The organism is Actinorhabdospora filicis (assembly GCF_030269765.1).
Taxonomy (GTDB): Bacteria; Actinomycetota; Actinomycetes; order Mycobacteriales; family Micromonosporaceae; genus Actinorhabdospora; species Actinorhabdospora filicis.
On sequence record NZ_BSTX01000001.1, the window covers coordinates 633,102 to 650,443 of the forward strand.

The following is a 17,342-nucleotide window of genomic DNA, read 5'->3' on the forward strand; positions in this document are numbered from 1 at the left end:
CCCGGCCCACACGCGCGCCGGGTGCCGCGTCAGCTGGCAGCAGCCGGGCGCCACCCACACTCACGGCGGGCGGATCACATGCCGCCGGGCCACCCCGACCGCCCTGGCCCGGACGCGCGGCCACGGAGGCGGGGGCGGAGCCTGGTGGCGGGTGGGGTGGCGGGTGCGGTGGCGGTGGCCGGGACCGGGCGACCGGCAGCCGCCATCGCGAAGCACGATGACCCCGCACGACGCCGATGCCCACGGCGGGCGGGTCACATGCCACCGAGCCACCCCAGCCCACACACGCGGCCACCACGCCCGGGGCAGAGCCGAGTGCCACGTGAGATGGCGGGTGAGGTGGCAGCAGCCCGGGCCGGGCGACCGGCGGGAGCCATCGCGAAGCACCATGGCCCCGCACGATCCTGATCCTCACGGCGGGCACGTCACCACATGCCGCTGGGTCACCTCGCCCCAGACGCGCGGCCAGGGGAACAGGTGCTGCGTCAGGTAACCGCGGCCGGGTTCGTGGAAGCGGAAGAAGTCCTCGCCGTACAGCACCGTCACACCCCAGCCGCGCAGTCTCGTCACGCTCTCGGCGAAGGCGGGGTGGGCGGCGTGGGCCCAGTTCGTGTACGGCGCGAGCACCACCGGCAGGCCACGGCCGAGGGATTCGGCGAGCAGCCCCAGCACGAGGGTGTCGCAGATCCCGGCGGCGAACTTGTTGACCGTGTTGCAGGTGGCGGGCGCGACCACCACCGCGTCGGGGACCGGCAGGTCGCCCGACTCCGACGGGTGCCGGTAGCGGCTGCGGACGGTGTGCCCGGTGGCCGCCTCGGCGGCGGCCACGTCGAGGAACTTCACCCCGTCGGGGCTGGCGACGACCCACACGTCCCAGCCGTCGGCGATCGCGGGCCCGATGAGCTTGCGGACGTCGCGGGCCAGCGGCGAGCCGCAGACCAGCAGGTGCAGGACGGGTGACCGGCCGGGCTCGCCGGAGGTCATGCGGCCAGCCTCAGTTCCTCTGCCATGGCGATCAGGGGCGCGGGGGCCGCGCCGCGGCTGCGGCGGAGCACGTCGCTGATGACCTGGTGGGCGAGCGGGCGGCAGCGGATCTCCAGCGGCGCGACGCGTCCGGCCTCGACGAGGAGCCGCCCGGCCTCGTGGTGGTCGCCGATCTGGTTGTAGCCGCGGGCGACGTCGACGTAGTGGTGCGCGCGCCGCTCGGGGACCAGGCGCGCGAAGGCCTCCGGGTCGATGCGGACGTGGGTGTTGACCGCCATGCGGCCCTCGCCGAGCTCGACGGCGGCGGCCGCGCGGTGCAGGGCGACGTTGGTCGGGCCGAAGCTGGTCCAGTAGTGGTTGTGGCCGTCGCCGACCAGATCGGCGATGCCGTCGGCGGACCGCAGGAGCTCGCGCGCGGTGGGCAGGTCGCCGCACTGCGCGGCGGCCATGGCGCCCTGGAGCAGCAGCTGCCCGTGCACCGACAGGGCCGCCGCGCCCGGGTCGGCGCCGCCCTGGGCGAGGACCTTCTGCGCGACCTGGATGTTGAGGTCGAGGGCGGCCGAGGACCGGCCCAGCGAGCGCAGCGCGTTGGCCACGCGCGTGGTGGCGGTGCCGATGAGCAGCGGGTCGTCGCCGCGCTGGGCGGCGCTGATGGCGCGGTCGGCGGCCAGCCAGGCGAGCTGGGGCTCGCCGAGTTTGCGCAGCACCGAGGAGGCGATCTGGTAGACCTGGCTGAGCAGGTTGGCCGCGCGGGTCTTCTGCGGGTCGGCGGCCTCCTCCTCCACCGCCGGGCCGGTCTTGAGCAGGGTGATGAGCGAGCGGGCGAGGGCGGCGTAGTTGGCGGCCTCGAAGGTCATCCACGCGTGGCTGACCGATTTGGCGAAGTCGTCCAGCGGCATCGGCTGGATCGGCGCGGCCTCGAAGAGGGTGCCCAGGCGCTCGTAGCGTTCCAGGGCCTGCCTGATGTCCTCGACCTCCACCTGGTCGACGCAGTTGAAGGCCTCGGAGCTGCGCTCGGGGTCGCGGCCCAAGAGTAGCTGCACGTCGACCTGGAGCACGTCGGCGATGTCGTGCAGCACCGAGAACTTGTCGAGCCGGCGCACACCCCGCTCGATCTTGTCCACCCAGCTCTTCGATTTGCCGATGCGATCGGCGAAGACCTGCTGGGACATGGTGCGCCGCTGCCGCCAGTAGGCGACCCGGCGGCCAATGGGAAGTTCTTCCGTCACGTCGACCCCCACCGTCGAAGCAATCCGCTGGATCGAGGATTTTCCGGTGCGTGTCGCGGGTACCGGCGCGCTCCTCACCCGGCGTGCCCGGGAAGACGGGCCGTGCCTTGGAGGGGCCGGGATGCCGCTCCACCGCGCCCCGCGCCCGTCGCGTCCCTCTCCGGTGTCCCGCTCCCGGGTCACCGCCGGGGAGTGGCGGTACCCGAGTCGGAAAGGAGCCGCCACTCGGTGCGAAGCCGGTGAACTCGTCGCATTCCACCTTTCGTAAAGCTCTGTCTACACCGGTCCTCTGCTACACGCAACGAGCAGAACGCGATTAGGTGACGTTCGATCTTTCGACATAGGCGGATCGCAGCTGCAGGAAACGACTGCGGCGGGGTGTTTTCACGCCGAAATGACGCTTTGATCCGCCCTGAGGGCGCATACGAAGCGTCAGCATTCCCCGGTTCGGGTGATACTTGCAGCTGCAGGGTGACGCGGCCACTGTCGGGTCGTTGACAGGTTATGCGAACACACCAGCACCATCATCTCCCCACCTGGGGCTTGGCCCTGGCCGTTTCCGGAATGATCGCGGTGACCGCCGGGATCGGCTTCGCCCTGGCGCTGTCCGGACTGGCCGGATGGTTCTTCGTCCTGATCATCGCCGCGCTCGCGGTGACCGCCCTCGTCGAGGGCCGTCCCGCCGCCCGCGCCCGCGCCGAGTCCGCCGCGCTGCCCGGCTCCCGCGAGGACGCCGCCGAGGCCGGCCGGTTCACGCAGCTCTTCTCGGCCTGAGCGGCCGGGCTACTCCTCCGTGTAAGGCAGCTTCACCAGCAGGCACGGCCCGCCCTGGTACACACCGCCGTCCACCGCGAGCGCGAGCCCTTCGCAGTACACGCGGGGGCCCTCGATGGTGGACGGGTCGACCCCGAACTGGTCGGGGATGGTGCTGTGGCCGTGCACGATCCGCTCCCCGCCGAGCGCGTCCAGCACCGCCCGCGCGGTGCGGACCCCCTGGTCCCCTTCGCCGTGGAAGGCGCGACGGGCGGTCATCTGGCGGAACAGGTCCCACCAGGCGGCCAGGTCGTCCGACGCCAGCACACCCCGGATCTTGGCGTTGATCTCGTCGGCGGTGCCGCCGTAGTTGAGGTACGTGGGCGCGTCGGTGTGCATGAGCAGGTGCCCGTCCTCGACGCGCACGGCGTCGCGGGTGGACAGCCACTCCACGATCTCGTCGGTGAGGCGCTCGGCGTCGGTGTCGCGTCCCCCGTTCAGCACCCACCACGCGGTGAACTGCTTGGGCGGGTCCTCGCCGGGGACCTCCTCCTCGCCGTAGCGGTGGGCGCCCAGCAGGAGGATCTCGTGGTTGCCCAGGAGCGCGTCGACGCGGCCGCCGGTCTCCTCGGCCTGCTTGGCCAGGTCCATGACGAGCTCGATGACGCCGACCCCGTCGGGGCCGCGGTCGGTGAAGTCGCCCAGGCACCACAGGCGCGCGCCGCCACCGGTCCACCGCTCGTCGTCGTCGATGAGCCCGGCCTCGCGCAGCACCGCGGTGAACTGCTCGCGGTGACCGTGGAGGTCGGAGACGACGTAGAGCGGGGTTCTGCTGTCCTCACTGGGTGGCACCATCGCACGATCGTACGACGCGCCGATCAAGGTCACGCGCTTCCCCGGCGCCGCGGCACTCTCGGGCAGTGCGCGCGGCCCGCTCGGCCGGGCTCCCGGGTCGCCGGGCAGTAGGGTGCGAAGGAGTGTCGACAAGAGGGCGGGAGGCGGCGCAGGTGGCCGAGGTGACGCGCGGGGTGATGATCGACGGGCCGGAGACGGCCGACCGGGACGACGCCGTCTGGGTCGCCCGCCACGGCGCGGGCTGGTCGCTCACCGCGCACATCGCCGACGTCGCGGCGATCGTCCCGCCCGGCGGGGACGCCGACGCCGAGGCGCGGCGGATGATCACCACCCGCTACCTGCCCGAGGGCAGGCACATCCCGATGATCGGGGCGGGCGAGGCGCACGCGACGCTGCGCGAGGGCGTGGCGCAGCCGACGCTGCGGGTCTCGGTGCGCTTCGACGCCGACGGCGAGGCGATCGCCTCCGAGGTCGGCCGCGGTGTGCTGGCCGAGGGCTTCGCGCGCACCTACCCGCAGGCCGCCGCCGCGCTGCGCGACCCGAACGACCCGCTGCACGCGATGCTGGCCGACGCCCACGAGCTCTCCCGCGTCCTGCTGTCACGGCGGCGCGCGGCCGGTGCCCTGGCCTTCTACGACCTGCTCCAGGGCTTCGCCACCACCGAGGAGGGCAACCTGGTGCGGCTGGGCGGCGCGCTCCGCAACGCCGGTTACATGATCGTGCAGGAGCTGATGATCGCCGCAAACGAGGCGGTGGCGCTGTGGGCGGCCGAGAACGACGTGCCGATCCTGTTCCGCAACCACCGCGCCTCGGCCGTGGCGCCCTCCCGCGATGAGCTCCTGGAGGACCTGTCGTCCTTCGCCGCCCAGATCGGCAACCGGGTCCTGGTGGAGAAGCGCCTGGCGATGCTGATGCGCCCGGCGACCTACGCCCCCACCGTCACCGGCCACTACGCGCTGAACCTCCCGGCCTACACCCACGCCACCTCGCCGCTGCGCCGCTACCCGGACCTGGTCACCCAGCGGATGCTGTTCGCCGCCGCCGACGGCGCTCCCCCGCCCTACACCTTCGAGGAACTCGTCGCCCTCGGCGAGGAAGTGAACGCCGCCATCCGCGAGCGGCGGCTGCGCACCGCCGAGCGCTACCGGACCGAGGCCCGCAAGGAGACCCGCCGCGCGCTGGACGACTCGTCCTTCGAGCGCATGGACGCCGAGACCTTCCGGCGGGTGCTGAAACTGGGCGTGACCGAGTCCGAGCCGCGCTCCGACCTGTCCGCCGAGATCCTGCGCCGCCTGGACGAGGGGGCGCTGCCGCTGCGGGACGTCTGCCACGTCCTGTTCGACGCCGAGGGCCCGTCGTGGCTGGCGGTCAAGGACCGGCTGGGCGACTGGCTGGCCGAGGAGCCCTCCCGGGCGGTCACGGGCCTGAGCGTCTACGCCCAGGACGTCGTGGGCGGCCCCATCTCCGAGGAGCACGTGGTGTGGGCGGTCGAGGCGACCGGCACCGCGCAGCTGCCGCGCTTCACCGCGCGGGTCGCGCTGCGGCTGGGCAGCGTCGCCCACGAGTCGCCGGGACGGACCGCGGCCTCCAAGAAGGACGCCCGCTCGCACGCCGCCCTCGCCCTGGTGTGCGCCCTGGCCGGCATCGCCGACCGGTCCCACGACGCGCGCGACGACGTCCCCGAACCGCCCTCCCCCGCCGAACGGGCCCGGCAGGTGCCCGCCGACCGGCATCCGGTGATGGCGGTCAACGAGTACGCGCAGCTCGGCGTGATCAGCGGGCTCGCCTTCGACTACGAGCGGGACGGCACACCGCACGAGCCGGTCTTCACGTGCACCGCCTCGGCGGTGCTGGCCGCCTCCGGGCTGCCCATGTCGGGCACCGGCACGGCCGGGGCCAAGCAGGCCGCCAAGACGGCGGCGGCCGCCGATCTGCGGGAGAAGATCGACGGCGCCGCCGTCAGCGACGGGTGAGGCGGGTCCCGGCGGCGAAGGCCAGCGCGAGGACCACGGTCAGCTCGGCGAACAGCAGGACCCGCTGCGGCAGGCCGCGCCAGTCGCCGGAGTGCATGAAGTCCGGCAGGAACGTGCCGATGACGGTGACGGCCAGCAGGAACACGCTCACCGCGACGGTCACGCCGAGCCACTTGGCCGCCTGCGGGCGTCCCGAGCCGCGCAGCACGGTCAGGAACAGCAGCCCGGCCACGGGGATGGCGCCCATGCCGATCCCGGCCGCCCACCGGTGGATCTCGGCGGACGCGGTGACCACGGAGGCCCCCGCGTCGGTCGGGAAGACCGCCGCCGTCTGGAACGACGCCCCCGCGATCGCCAGGACGCCGCGCAGCATCGCCGTCCGCGGCCCCGGCAACGCGGCCGAGGCCAGGACGTAGCAGGCCGCGGCCATCGCGGTCACGCCGAGCGTGAACTGCCAGCCGCCGCCGACGCGCACGTAGCTGGACACCGGGTCGCGCATGGGATCGACGTCGCTGGGGACCATGTGCAGGTAGCCCAGGCAGAGCACGGCGAGGATGGAGGCGGCGATGGCGAACAGGCTCGCCCGGCGGCCCGCGCTCGCCCGAACCGGGACGGCGGCGGGGGTGGCGACCTCGACGCGCGCCGGCGTCCACAGTCCGGCGCTCATCGCAGGGCTCCGGCGCGGACCTCGCGGTAGATCTGCTCGAAGCGGGCCAGCGAGCGCTGCTCGTCGTGCCCGGCGGCGATGGAGCGGCTGTGGTGTCCCATGCGGCGGCGGGCGAGGTCGTCGTTGAGGATGGCGCGCAGGTGGCCGGTGAGCTCCATGACGTCCCCGGGCCGGTAGAGGAAGCCGTTCTCGCCCTCGCGGACGAGGTGGGGCAGCGCGACGGCGTCGGCGGCGACGACGGGGAGGCCGCTGGCCATCGCCTCCAGGGTGGCGATGCTCTGGAGCTCGGCGACGCCGGGCATGACGAAGACGTCGGCGGCGGCGTAGACCAGGTGCAGGTCCTCGTCGGGGACGAAGCCGAGCAGTTTCAGGTCGGCGCCCAGGTTCTCGGCGAGCGCGCGGAGTTCCTCGCGCTGCGGTCCGGTGCCGGCCAGGGCGATCTGGACGCCGAGGCGGGCGGCGGCTTCGATGGGTTCGTGGAGGCGCTTCTCCTGGTCGAGGCGGCCGACGAAGGCGATGGTGGGTTTGTCGGCGAGGCCGAGGTGGGCGCGGGCTCCGGCGCGGGTGGCGCGTCCGGGTGCGAAGCGGCGCAGGTCGATGCCGCAGGAGACGGCTTCGACGTCGCCCTTGTATCCCTTGGCCTCGAAGAGGCGGGCGGCGATCTCGGTGGGGCTGGTGACGTGGTCGGCGCGGCCGTAGACGCGGGCGGCGTCGCGCCAGCCGAGGCGGGAGACGCGTTCGCGCAGGCGCTGGGGGACCTTGGCGTGGTGGAGGAGGTTGTCGGGCATGAAGTGGTTGGTGGCGACCAGGGGCACGTCGGAGCGGCGGGCGGCGCGGACGGCGGCGCGGCCGACGATGAAGTGGCTCTGGACGTGGACGACGTCGGGCCGGACCCGGTCGATGAGGTCGGCGATGGTGTCGGACAGGCCGAGCGGGTTGCTGTAGCGCATCTGCTTGTGGACGGGTATGGCACGTGAGCGCAGGCGGTGGACGGTGATGCCGTCGATCTCCTGGACCTCGGCGGGCCCGGTGCCGGAGGGGGCGACGACGTGGACGTCGTTGCCGCGCGCGGCCAGGCCGAGAGCGAGGCGGTGGGCGAAGTAGGCGGCGCCGTTGACGTCGGGCGGGTAGGTGTCGGCGCCGATGAGGACGCGCTGGCCGGTGACGGCGGGGGCGGTGGCGTGGATGGGATCAATGGCCAGCAGCGACATGGGGTGCTCCTTCGGTGCGGGGATGGCGGGTTCGAGCGAGGAGGGTGACGCCGGGGGCGATCACGGCGGCGGCGAGGACGAGCCACCACGCGCCGGCGGCGGGCGGGGGTTCGTTCAGGACGGCCAGTCCGATGGCGGCGGCCGCGATCGGGTCGGCGAGCAGGAGGGCGGCGAAGGCGAGGGAGAAGCGTCCGCTGCGGTAGGCGTGCTGGAGGGCGATGCCGCCGAGGGCGGCGAGGGCGACGGCGACGGCGGTGTGCCAGTGCAGGAGCGCGGTGGCGTCGCCGCGGGCGGCGGTGGCCAGGACGCGGGCGAAGGCGGAGACGGCGCCGAAGGAGATCCCGGCGGCGGTGGCCAGGGTCAGCGCGCGCCAGGTGGGGGTGAGGCGCCCGGCGAGCAGGAGTCCGGTGAGGACGGCCGCGGCGGCGACGGCGGCGAGGCCGAGGGCGGCGCGGGCGTCCAGGGTGGGCGCGGCCGACGTCCGGTGCGGCAGCGAGAGGACGAGCGCGATGAGCCCGGCGGTGACCAGGAGCGCGCCGGCGATCTCGGCGGGGCGGACGGGGCGGCGGGCCAGCATCGCGGCGGCGGCGACGGCGAAGAGGAGGCCGCTGACGCCGAGGGGCTGGATGAGGGTGACCGGCGCGGCGGACAGGGCCAGCAGGTGGAGTCCGACTCCGGCGGCCGACAAGCCCGCGCCGAGCAGCCAGCGGGGGCGGCGGGCGAGGGCGAGCAGCGGCCGGGCGCGTCCCTCGGCTGCGACGGCGGCGCCCTCTTGGAGCGCCGCGCCGAACGCGAGGAGAAGGGCCCCGGCGAGGGCCGTGAGAATCGGCCAGGTCATGCATTAGAGCCTCCTGTCGGAGGCGTTTTTGCGCAGGGGGGTTATCCCCCCGCCGTCCCCTTAGATCTCCCCTAGTGGCGGGCCCGGGTGGCGGGTAGCGTGGGCTGTACCGGCGGCTTCACCCGTTCGGTCATCCACTGGAGACGGTGCTGGAGAAACGCGCGCCATAGCGGTGGTTCCGTTCTCCGCCAGGGGGTCTAACCCCCCATTCGACCCCGATTTTTCCCCGAGGGGAATCGCCCGATGGCGTCGTGCGCCCCTGAGTGTTTACGCTGTAAACATGACCGACACGCCAACGAGGGCCGCCGAGGCCGCCGCCGAGATCCTGCGCGCCGACGGCAGCGAGGCCGTCACCATGCGCCGCATCGGCGCGCACATCGGACTGTCCGCCATGGCCGTCTACCGCCACTACCCCTCGCGGGAGGCGCTGCTGGCCCGGGTCGCCGACGAGTGGTTCGCCCGGCTCGCCGCGGAGTGGGCCCCGATCCTCACCGCACCCGACCCGATCGCGGCCGGCGTCGAGGAGATGATCTCGCTGGCGCTGCGCGAGCCGAAGGTCTACGCGTTCCTGTTCCTGGAGGCCCGCGACGGCGCCCGCGCCGTCGGCGAGCTGCGCGAGGGGCGCTCCCCCACCTTCAACCTCGTCACCGGGGCCGTGGCCGCCGCCATGCGCGCCGGTCTCCTCCGCGAGGACGACCCCTGGCTGGTCGGTCTGGCCATCACCTCTCACCTGCACGGGCTCATCGGGCTCCACCTCGGCGGGCGCATCGGCCTGCCGGACGGGGAGTTCCGCGAGCTGTGCCGGGCAAGCCTCGAAAGGCTGATCCATGGAATCGGCGCTTAGCCGTCCCGCCCGCTACGGCGCCGCCGCCCTCGCGGCCGCCGCCTCCGGCGTCCTCTGGGCCTTCGGCACCGGGCTCCACCCCGTCCCCTACCTCACCTGGCTGGCCGTTCTTCCCGTCCTGCTGGCCGCCACCCGCGTCCCCGCGCCGCTCGCCGCGCTGGCCGCCGGGCTCGGCTACCTCGGCGGCGCCGCGCCGATGTGGCACTACTACACCGTGGACATCCTCGTGCCGGTGCCGCTGGCCGCCGGGCTGCTGATCGTCCCCGCGATCGTGCTGGCCCTGGCGGTGTGGCTGTTCCGGACCCTCGCCCTGCGCGGCCGCCTGATCGCCGCCGCCCTGTCGGTGCCCGCGATCTGGGTGTCGCTGGAGTACCTGGTCCGCCTGTTCGCGCCGCACGGCGCGTACTGGAGCCTGGCCTACACGCAGGCCGATCTGCTGCCGGTGGTGCAGACGGCCTCGGTGGCCGGGGTGTGGGGCGTGTCGTTCCTGCTGCTGGCCGTGCCCTCGGCGGTCGCCGCCGCGCTCGTCCCCGGACGCCGGTACCTCGCCCCGGCCGTGCTGGCCGCGCTGCTGCTCGTCCTGCCCCTGGGACTGGGCGCGCTGCGGCTGGTCACCTCCGATGAGCCGCGCGGGCCGAAGGTCGCCTCGGTCGCGCTGCCCGGCCCGCACATCGAGGACGACTACGACGGTCCCCAGGGCGTCCAGGGCGTCGCGGGCTACCTCGGCGCGCTGCCCGGCCTGGCCGCCGCCGGGGCCGAGATCGCGGTGTTCCCCGAGAAGCTGTTCCTGGTGCCCGAGGCCGACGCGCCCGGATTCCTGGCGCGGTGGGGCGCCGCGGCGAAGGACAACCGCATCGGCGTGGTCGTCGGCGTCCACCTCGGCGAGCGCGGCGTGGTGTCCAACGCGGCGGTGTACTTCCCCGCCGACGGCGGCGAGCCGGTGATCTACCGCAAGCACCACATGATCCCGGGCCTGGAGGTCGACGTCGCGCCGGGCGAGGGCACCGAGCTGACGCCCGGCGACGCGCTGGCGGGCTTCGGGTCCTACGCGCTGATCATCTGCAAGGACCTGGACTTCCCCGACCTGGTGGCGCGCGACCGCGACACCGGCGCCGGTGTCCTGCTCGCGCCCGCCCTGGACTTCGACGACGACTCCTGGCTGCACGACCGCATGGCGGTGTTCCGGGGCGTGGAGCAGGGCATGTCGCTGGTGCGGACGGCCGAGCTGGGCGAGGCGCTGGTGAGCGACCCGTACGGCGAGGTGTGGGAGACCGACGGGACGCCGCTCGTCCGGCCGGTCTCGGTGGAGCCACTGTGGACGGTCTACTCGGTGCTCGGGGACTGGTTCGCCTGGACCGCCCTGGCGCTGTCCGGGCTGGCGGTGGCGAGCCTGTTCCGGCGTTCCTGAAACCTCCTCCCGGAGGACCGGCCCGCGCCTCGCGCGGGCCGGTTTTCGCGGCCCGTACCGTGCCTTCGGGCGACCGGCCCGAGCTCCATCCCGGACCCGTTTTTCTGTCGTACCCCGCGCATAAGCTCAGGTCATGGCCACCGCAGACGTGATTCCGCTCCCCGCGACCCGTGCCTTCAGCCTGCGCCGCCAGGGCCTGTCGGGCCCCGGCTTCGCCACCGTCGTCGACGCCGTGCGCGGCACCGGCGGCGTCTACAGCTCCTCACCGACCTGCCACCTCTCCCTGGCCGCCCGCGTCACCGGTTTCACCATCGACGACCTGGAGGACGAGCTGTACGAGACCCGCCGTCTGGTGCGCCTGCGGGCGCAGCGGCAGATGGCCTACGTCCAGCCCGTCGAGGACCTCCCGTGGATCCTCGCCGCCGCCGAGCCCGGCCGGCGGGGCCGCGCCTCGGCGCTGCGGCAGCTGAACGCGACCTACACCGACTACGAGCGCATGGCCCACAAGGTCGAGACCGCCATGGCCGGGCATGAACCCATGACGCTGGCCGCGATCAAGGAGGCGGCGCCCGATGTCGACGACGCGCGGCTCGTCGTGGCGCTGATGACCCGCGAGACGCGCCTGGTCCGCACCCGCCCGCGCGGCACCTGGCGCAGCGACTCCTACGGCTACGCCCGCTGGGGCGACTGGATCGGCGAGGCGGTGTCCACCGTGGACACCGGGGAGGCGCGGGCCGCCCTGGCCCGCCGCTACTTCACCGCCCTCGGCCCCGCCACCGCCGACGACCTGCGCTGGTGGACGGGCTGGACGGCCGGGGAGACCAAGGCCGTGCTGTTCGCCCTGCGCGACGAGCTCACCGAGATCCGCCTCGGGTACGAGGCCCCCGACGACGAGGTGCCCGCCCACGTCCTGACCGCCGACCTGGACGAGCTGCGCGCGTCCACCGTGGACCCCGGGGTGCGGCTGCTGCCGGTCTGGGACGCCTATCCCATGGGCTACAAGGACCGCCGCCGCGTCGTGCCGCCCGCGCTGCATCCCCGCGTCATCGACCCGGTGGGCAACGCGACCTCGATGGTCCTCGTCGACGGCGAGGCCGCCGGGGTCTGGCAGGCCGGTTACGACCGGCTGCCGGGGGCGCTGGTGGTCTCCGTCGCGCTGTTCTCCGGTGCCGCCGGGGACCGGCGCGGCGAGATCGAGGCCGAGGCGGAGCGCCTGGCGCGCTCGGTCGGCGCGGCCGACGTGGACGTGGAGTGGGCCGCCGAGCGCGGCGCGCTGGCCGACGGCGTCCGCAACACGTTCATGTCGCCGGTGAGCCTGGGCGTCGAGCGCTGAGGCGAAGCGGGGCCGGGCTTCGGCGCCCGGCCCCGCACCACACGGGGTGGATCTTGACGGCGGCCCGGGGTAGGTTGCCCGCCATGACCGAAGCCGGAAACGCCGCCTGGACGCCCGACCCGATCGTCACCGAGCGGCTCGTCGTCCGCGAACCCGAGGCCCGCGACCGCGCGGGGTACATCGACCTGTTCTCCTCCCCCGAGGTGAACGCCTACCTCGGCGGCCCGCAGCCGCGCGAGACGCTGGAAGAGCGGATGCCGGAGAACCCCGCCAAGCCCGGCGTCCTCACCATCGAGCGGGACGGGGCCATGGTCGGCATGGTCAAACTCGCACCGCACACCCCCGACTCCCACCGCCGCGAGGCCGGCGCCGTCGAGCTCGGCTACCTGCTGCTGCCGGCGGCGTGGGGACACGGATACGCGGCCGAGGCCTGCGCGGCGGTGCTCGCCCGCTTCACCGCCGAACGACCCGGCGAGGCGGTCGTCCTCTACACCCAGACCGCCAATGAGCCCTCGGTCCGCCTGGCCGCCAAGCTCGGCTTCACCGAGGTGGAGCGCTTCGAGGCCTTCGGCGCCGAGCAGTGGTTCGGCGTGCTGCGGCCGGTGGCCTAGGGCTCGTCCGGTGGGCGCGCCGTGAGCATCGCGCCCTCATCCCGGTGCCGCGAGGAGCGGCACCGGGTTCGCCGAAAACGCGTCGGCCGCCACCGGTGGCCTAGAGCGTGTCCTGTGGATCTCGCGGGTGCGCGAAGACGGAGTCGGCCGCATTCCTGATCGCAAGCCGGTCTTCCGGCCCCGTACCGGTGTCGTACGTGGCCGGGAGACCGGTGCCGAAAGGGCACCGGGTCACGCGGAGCGGTTCCTAGCCCTCCGGGTCGTCGGCGAGCCGCCGGGCCGCCTCGCGGCAGGCCGCCATGGCCTTGCGCGCGGCTTCCGGCGTCCGACCGGCGAGCCCGCACGAGGGCGTCACGACGACCTGGGCGGGCAACTTGGCGGGGCTGAGGCCGAGGCGCCGCCACAGTCCGCGCGCGGCGTCGCCGGGGTCGGCGGCGTCGCTTCCGGCGAAGAGGGTGAGGCCGCCGTCGAGGGCCTCGCCGAGGGGGTCGATGCTCTCGGCGCGGTCGAGGTCGAGCAGGCCGAGGTCGAGGGCGATCCCGGCCGCGCCCGTCTCGCCCGCCAGCAGGGCGACGGGTACGTCGGGCGCGCAGCTGTGCACGACCACGGGCGCGCCGACGCGGCCGATGAGGTGCCGCAGGCGGGTCGCGGCGACGGGCGCCTCGACGGGCCGGTAGTGGGAGAAGCCGCTCTCGGTGGGGATGTGCCCGGCGAGGACCGCCGGGAGCGAGGGCTCGTCGAGCTGGAGGATCACCGAGGCCCCGGGGACGCGCGCGCGGACGTCGGCGACGTGCGCGGCCAGGCCCTCGGCGAGGGAGTCGGTGAGGTCGCGGACGGCGCCGGGGTCGCGCAGGATCGCGCCGCCGGTGGGTTTCTGGAGGGCGGCGGCCAGCGTCCACGGCCCGGTCGCCTGCACCTTGAGCGGGCCGGTGTACCCGTCGGTGAGTTCGGTGAGGGCGTCCAGGTCGCGGTCGAGGAAGTCGAGGGTGCGGCGCAGGTCGCGGCCGGGGCGGCCGGTCAGCTGCCAGCGGGCGACGTAGAGCTCGACGGGCAGCTCGACGAGGAACGCCGCGCCGCGGCCGATCATGTCGGCGCCGGGGCCGCGCGCGGGCAGCTCCGGCAGGTGCGGGAGGTTCAGCTCGCCGAGGACGACGCGGGTGGCCTCGATGACGTCGGTGCCGGGCAGCGACCCGATGCCGGTGGACGAACCCTCCGGCAGCTCAATCACGGGCCGAGCCCGAGATGGTGGCGCTGGCCAGGACGATGTCGCCGTCGGCGTCGGGGAGGTAGGCGACCAGGGCCTGCCCGGCGGCCACGCCGCGCGCGGGGGTCCGCAGGTGCGCGGTGAGTCCGTCTTCGGTGGCGACGAGGACGGCGGCGTGGGTCTCGCCGTGCGCGCGCAGCTGCACGACGCACTCCACCGGTTCGGTGCGGGCGGTACCGGAGGTCCACACGGGCTTGTCGGCGTGGACGACGGTCACCTCCAGCTCCTCGCGGGGGCCGACGGTGACGGTGTTGCTGACCGGGGTGATGGACAGGACGTAGCGGGGCCGCCCGTCGGCGGCGGGCCGGGTGAGGCCGAGGCCGTGCCGCTGCCCGACGGTGTAGGCGAAGGCGCCGTCGTGGCTGCCGAGGACCTCGCCGGTGGCCGAGTCGACGATGTCGCCGGTCTTGGCGCCGATGCGCTCGGCGAGGAAGCCCTTGGTGTCGCCGTCGGCGATGAAGCAGATGTCGTGCGAATCGGGCTTGTCGGCCACGCCCAGGCCGCGCTTGGCGGCCTCCTCGCGGACCTGCTCCTTGGTGATGCCGCCGAGGGGGAACATCGCCCGGGACAGCTGGTCGCGGTTGAGCACGGCCAGGACGTAGGACTGGTCCTTGCCGATGTCGACCGAGCGGCGCAGAACGCCTTCGTCGAGGCGCGCGTGGTGCCCGGTGACGACGGCGTCGAAGCCGAGGGCGACGGCCCGGTCGAGGACCGCGGCGAACTTGATCTTCTCGTTGCAGCGCAGGCACGGGTTGGGGGTGCGCCCGGCGGCGTACTCGGCGACGAAGTCGTCGACGACGTCCTCGTGGAAGCGCTCGGCCATGTCCCACACGTAGAAGGGGATGCCGATGACGTCGGCGGCGCGGCGGGCGTCGCGGGAGTCCTCCAGGGTGCAGCAACCGCGCGCACCCGTGCGGTAGGTCTGCGGGTTGCGCGAGAGGGCCAGGTGGACCCCGGTGACGTCGTGGCCCGCCTCGGCGGCGAACGCGGCGGCCACGGCGGAGTCGACGCCGCCGGACATGGCGGCAAGTACCTTCAAGCTCACCCTGGAAGGTTACGTCGCGGCCGCGGCGCGGGCGCGTTCGACCGCCGTGGGCAGCGCGGCCACGAGGGCGTCGACGTCCTCGGCGGTGGAGGTGTGCCCGAGGCTGAAGCGCAGGGTGGAGCTGGCGGTGTCGCCGGTGGCGCCCATGGCCAGCAGCACGTGGGAGGGCTGCGCCACACCCGCGTTGCACGCCGAGCCGGTGGCGGCCTGGATCCCGGCGGCGTCCAGCAGCATCAGGATCGCGTCGCCTTCACAGCCGGGGAACGAGAAGTGCGCGTTGCCGGGCAGCCGCGCCTCCGTGCAGCCGTTCAGCACGGCGCACGGGACGGCCTCGCGGACGCGGGCGATCAGGTCGTCGCGCAGGACGGTGAGCCGCCGGGCGAGCGCGTCCTGCTCGGTGACGGCGATGTGCAGGGCGGTGGCGAAGGCCACGATGCCGGGGACGTCGAGGGTGCCGGAGCGCACGTCGCGTTCCTGCCCGCCGCCGTGCAGGATCGGGGTGACGGGGACGTCGCGGCCCAGCAGGAGCGCACCGACGCCGGCGGGCCCGCCGAGCTTGTGCCCGGTGACGGTGAGGGCGGTGGCGCCCGAGGCGGTGAAGTCGACGGGGACCTGTCCGATGGCCTGGATGGCGTCGGTGTGCAATGGCACACCGTACTCGGCCGAAAGGGCCGACATTTCACTGATTGGCTGGAGTGTCCCGACCTCGTTGTTGGCCCACATGGCCGTGATGAGGGCGACCTCGTCGGCCGACTCGCGGAGGATACCGGCCAGTACGTCCGCATTGATCCGGCCCCTGCCGTCGACCGGGAGGCGGTCGATGACGGCGCCCTCGTGGCGGCCGAGCCAGTCGGCGGCGTCGAGGACGGCGTGGTGCTCGATCTCGGAGACGATCACCCGGCGGCGGCGCGGGTCGGCGTCCCTTCGGCCCCAGAACATGCCCTTGACCGCGAGGTTGTCGCTTTCGGTGCCCCCGCCGGTGAAGATCACCTCGCTGGGGCGGCAGCCGAGATCGGCGGCCACCGACTCGCGCGCCTCCTCGACGAGCCGTCGCGCGCCGCGCCCGTGGGCGTGGAGGGCGGAGGCGTTGCCGAGGTGTCCCGCGGCCGTGACATAGGCGTCGAGGGCGGCGGGAAGCATGGGTGTCGTAGCGGCGTGATCAAGGTATGCCATCGCCTCGACAGCCTATCGGGAGGAGGTCACGGACTGACGCCAGCCGCGCGGCGGATGGCCTTTCCACCATTGCGCCTGGGCCCCGGCTCCGACACGATGTTGCCCATGGCGACGGCAACACGAACCGACCAGACTCACCCTCTGGCCGATGTACTACGGCACGGTCCGTTCCACGTGGCCCTCAGGGCCGCGATCGACGCCCGTGGTCTCGGTCTCGACCGCCTGCAGCACAGGCTGGCCGAGCGCGGCCTGCGAGTCTCGACCACGAGTCTCAGCTACTGGCAGCACGGCCGCACCCAACCGGAGAAGCCCAACTCCATCGCCGCCGTCGGCGTCCTTGAGGAGATCCTCGGGGTCCCGGCGAACGCGCTGGTATCCCTGCTAGGTCCCCGCAGGGCCCGTGGCCCCCGCACCATCCGCGCCGAACGTGAGCGGCCGGAAGTGGTGCTGGGTGGCGGCGCGGCGATGCGGGAGCTGTGCGACGAATTCCCGGCAGCCCGTGAGCACCGGGTCGACGTCCTCAGCGAGCAGGTCACCGTCCACATCGACGCCGAGCGCAAAGAGGCCCGGCTCGTCACCCAACTACTCGTGCGCGCGCGGCGCGGCGGCATCGACCGCTACATCGCGGCCTATCGCGGCGACCCCGGCTGCGAGATCGAGCAGGTCAAGGTCCTGGCGGGCCGTGACTCCTCGGTCGGGCGCGTCGTCCGGCACGACCAACGGCCCATCCTGCTGGCGGAGCTGATGTTCGGCCAGCACCTCGCCGAGGGCGAGACCCACCTGTTCTCTTATGAGGTGCAGGACGGGACGGCGCTGACCACCGGGCACGGGCGCGGCTTCCGCGCGCAGGTGGACCAGTTCGTCCTGCAGGTGCGGTTCGATCCCACGGCCCTCCCCGTCCGCTGCTACAGCTTCGCCCAGGCCAAGCTGGCGAAGAACCGGCACGAGACCGGCGACCTGGCGCTGTCGTCGAGGCACACGGTGCAGTTGGTGGCGACCAACGTGCAGCCGGGCGCCATCGGCATCGGCTGGGACTGGGAGTAAGGCACAAACGATGAAGGTGAACCGGTACCCACTCAAGGCCCGTCTCACCGGTCGCGGCGCGGCCGCGGCGAGTTCACCGGGTTCCACCGGAACCCGCGCCCCTGGCGGCG

16 protein-coding genes are annotated in these 17,342 nt (G+C 73.8%); 7 read left to right on the forward strand and 9 right to left on the reverse strand.

The window, feature by feature from the left end:
* Positions 1 to 411: 411 nt before the first annotated feature.
* Both QSK10_RS02815 and QSK10_RS02820 read right to left on the reverse strand, forming a co-directional pair.
* Complete coding sequence (locus QSK10_RS02815) at positions 412 to 984, reverse strand: flavoprotein (protein ID WP_285660982.1); 573 nt, start codon at positions 982 to 984, stop codon at positions 412 to 414.
* Entirely contained in the window at positions 981 to 2,213 is a 1,233-nt protein-coding gene (locus tag QSK10_RS02820) for a helix-turn-helix domain-containing protein (protein WP_285660983.1), read from the reverse strand. The genes QSK10_RS02815 and QSK10_RS02820 overlap by 4 nt, the downstream gene beginning before the upstream one ends.
* Before the next feature lie 564 nt (positions 2,214 to 2,777).
* Between QSK10_RS02820 and QSK10_RS02825 the strand changes: the two genes are divergently transcribed.
* Entirely contained in the window at positions 2,778 to 2,987 is a 210-nt protein-coding gene (locus QSK10_RS02825) for a hypothetical protein (protein WP_285660984.1), read from the forward strand.
* A 9-nt stretch (positions 2,988 to 2,996) separates the two neighbouring features.
* On the opposite strand, the gene QSK10_RS02830 is transcribed toward QSK10_RS02825, so the two are convergent.
* The gene (locus QSK10_RS02830) at positions 2,997 to 3,821 is read right to left on the reverse strand and encodes a metallophosphoesterase (RefSeq protein WP_285660985.1); all 825 of its coding nucleotides are present in this window, start codon (positions 3,819 to 3,821) and stop codon (positions 2,997 to 2,999) included.
* 122 nt (positions 3,822 to 3,943) lie between these two features.
* On the opposite strand from QSK10_RS02830, the gene QSK10_RS02835 reads away from it, so the two are divergent.
* A complete protein-coding gene (locus tag QSK10_RS02835; RefSeq protein WP_285660986.1) occupies positions 3,944 to 5,794 on the forward strand; it encodes an RNB domain-containing ribonuclease in 1,851 nt (616 codons plus the stop codon).
* On the opposite strand, the gene QSK10_RS02840 is transcribed toward QSK10_RS02835, so the two are convergent.
* Genes QSK10_RS02840 through QSK10_RS02850 form a run of 3 tightly spaced genes read right to left on the reverse strand, consistent with a single transcriptional unit; the run spans position 5,781 to position 8,510 of the window.
* On the reverse strand, positions 5,781 to 6,461 hold the full coding sequence (locus tag QSK10_RS02840; RefSeq protein WP_285660987.1) for a DUF998 domain-containing protein: 681 nt from the start codon (positions 6,459 to 6,461) through the stop codon (positions 5,781 to 5,783). The genes QSK10_RS02835 and QSK10_RS02840 overlap by 14 nt on opposite strands.
* Positions 6,458 to 7,672, reverse strand: a complete 1,215-nt coding sequence (locus tag QSK10_RS02845) for a glycosyltransferase (protein WP_285660988.1) — start codon at positions 7,670 to 7,672, stop codon at positions 6,458 to 6,460. Before QSK10_RS02845 ends, QSK10_RS02840 begins: the two co-directional genes overlap by 4 nt.
* The gene (locus QSK10_RS02850) at positions 7,653 to 8,510 is read right to left on the reverse strand and encodes a DMT family transporter (RefSeq protein ID WP_285660989.1); all 858 of its coding nucleotides are present in this window, start codon (positions 8,508 to 8,510) and stop codon (positions 7,653 to 7,655) included. The genes QSK10_RS02845 and QSK10_RS02850 overlap by 20 nt, the downstream gene beginning before the upstream one ends.
* Positions 8,511 to 8,790: 280 nt before the next feature.
* On the opposite strand from QSK10_RS02850, the gene QSK10_RS02855 reads away from it, so the two are divergent.
* From QSK10_RS02855 to QSK10_RS02870, 4 genes are all read left to right on the forward strand, one after another.
* Complete coding sequence (locus QSK10_RS02855; protein WP_285660990.1) at positions 8,791 to 9,354, forward strand: TetR/AcrR family transcriptional regulator; 564 nt, start codon at positions 8,791 to 8,793, stop codon at positions 9,352 to 9,354.
* A complete protein-coding gene (locus tag QSK10_RS02860; RefSeq protein ID WP_285660991.1) occupies positions 9,338 to 10,762 on the forward strand; it encodes a nitrilase-related carbon-nitrogen hydrolase in 1,425 nt (474 codons plus the stop codon). The genes QSK10_RS02855 and QSK10_RS02860 overlap by 17 nt, the downstream gene beginning before the upstream one ends.
* 133 nt (positions 10,763 to 10,895) lie before the next feature.
* Positions 10,896 to 12,095, forward strand: coding sequence for a winged helix DNA-binding domain-containing protein (locus QSK10_RS02865; protein ID WP_285660992.1), 1,200 nt, complete (start codon positions 10,896 to 10,898; stop codon positions 12,093 to 12,095).
* An 83-nt stretch (positions 12,096 to 12,178) separates the two neighbouring features.
* Positions 12,179 to 12,706, forward strand: coding sequence for a GNAT family N-acetyltransferase (locus tag QSK10_RS02870; protein ID WP_285660993.1), 528 nt, complete (start codon positions 12,179 to 12,181; stop codon positions 12,704 to 12,706).
* Positions 12,707 to 12,953: 247 nt separating this feature from the next.
* Here the strand turns inward: QSK10_RS02870 and QSK10_RS02875 are convergent, their stop codons facing one another.
* The 3 genes from QSK10_RS02875 to QSK10_RS02885 are packed head-to-tail and all read right to left on the reverse strand — an operon-like array spanning position 12,954 to position 16,188.
* Entirely contained in the window at positions 12,954 to 13,934 is a 981-nt protein-coding gene (locus tag QSK10_RS02875; protein ID WP_285660994.1) for a methionine synthase, read from the reverse strand.
* Complete coding sequence (mnmA, locus tag QSK10_RS02880) at positions 13,927 to 15,009, reverse strand: tRNA 2-thiouridine(34) synthase MnmA (RefSeq protein ID WP_285662903.1); 1,083 nt, start codon at positions 15,007 to 15,009, stop codon at positions 13,927 to 13,929. Before mnmA ends, QSK10_RS02875 begins: the two co-directional genes overlap by 8 nt.
* Before the next feature lie 15 nt (positions 15,010 to 15,024).
* A complete protein-coding gene (locus QSK10_RS02885; RefSeq protein ID WP_285660995.1) occupies positions 15,025 to 16,188 on the reverse strand; it encodes a cysteine desulfurase family protein in 1,164 nt (387 codons plus the stop codon).
* 174 nt (positions 16,189 to 16,362) lie between these two features.
* On the opposite strand from QSK10_RS02885, the gene QSK10_RS02890 reads away from it, so the two are divergent.
* Positions 16,363 to 17,232, forward strand: a complete 870-nt coding sequence (locus QSK10_RS02890) for a hypothetical protein (RefSeq protein ID WP_285660996.1) — start codon at positions 16,363 to 16,365, stop codon at positions 17,230 to 17,232.
* The last annotated feature ends 110 nt before the right edge of the window (positions 17,233 to 17,342 follow it).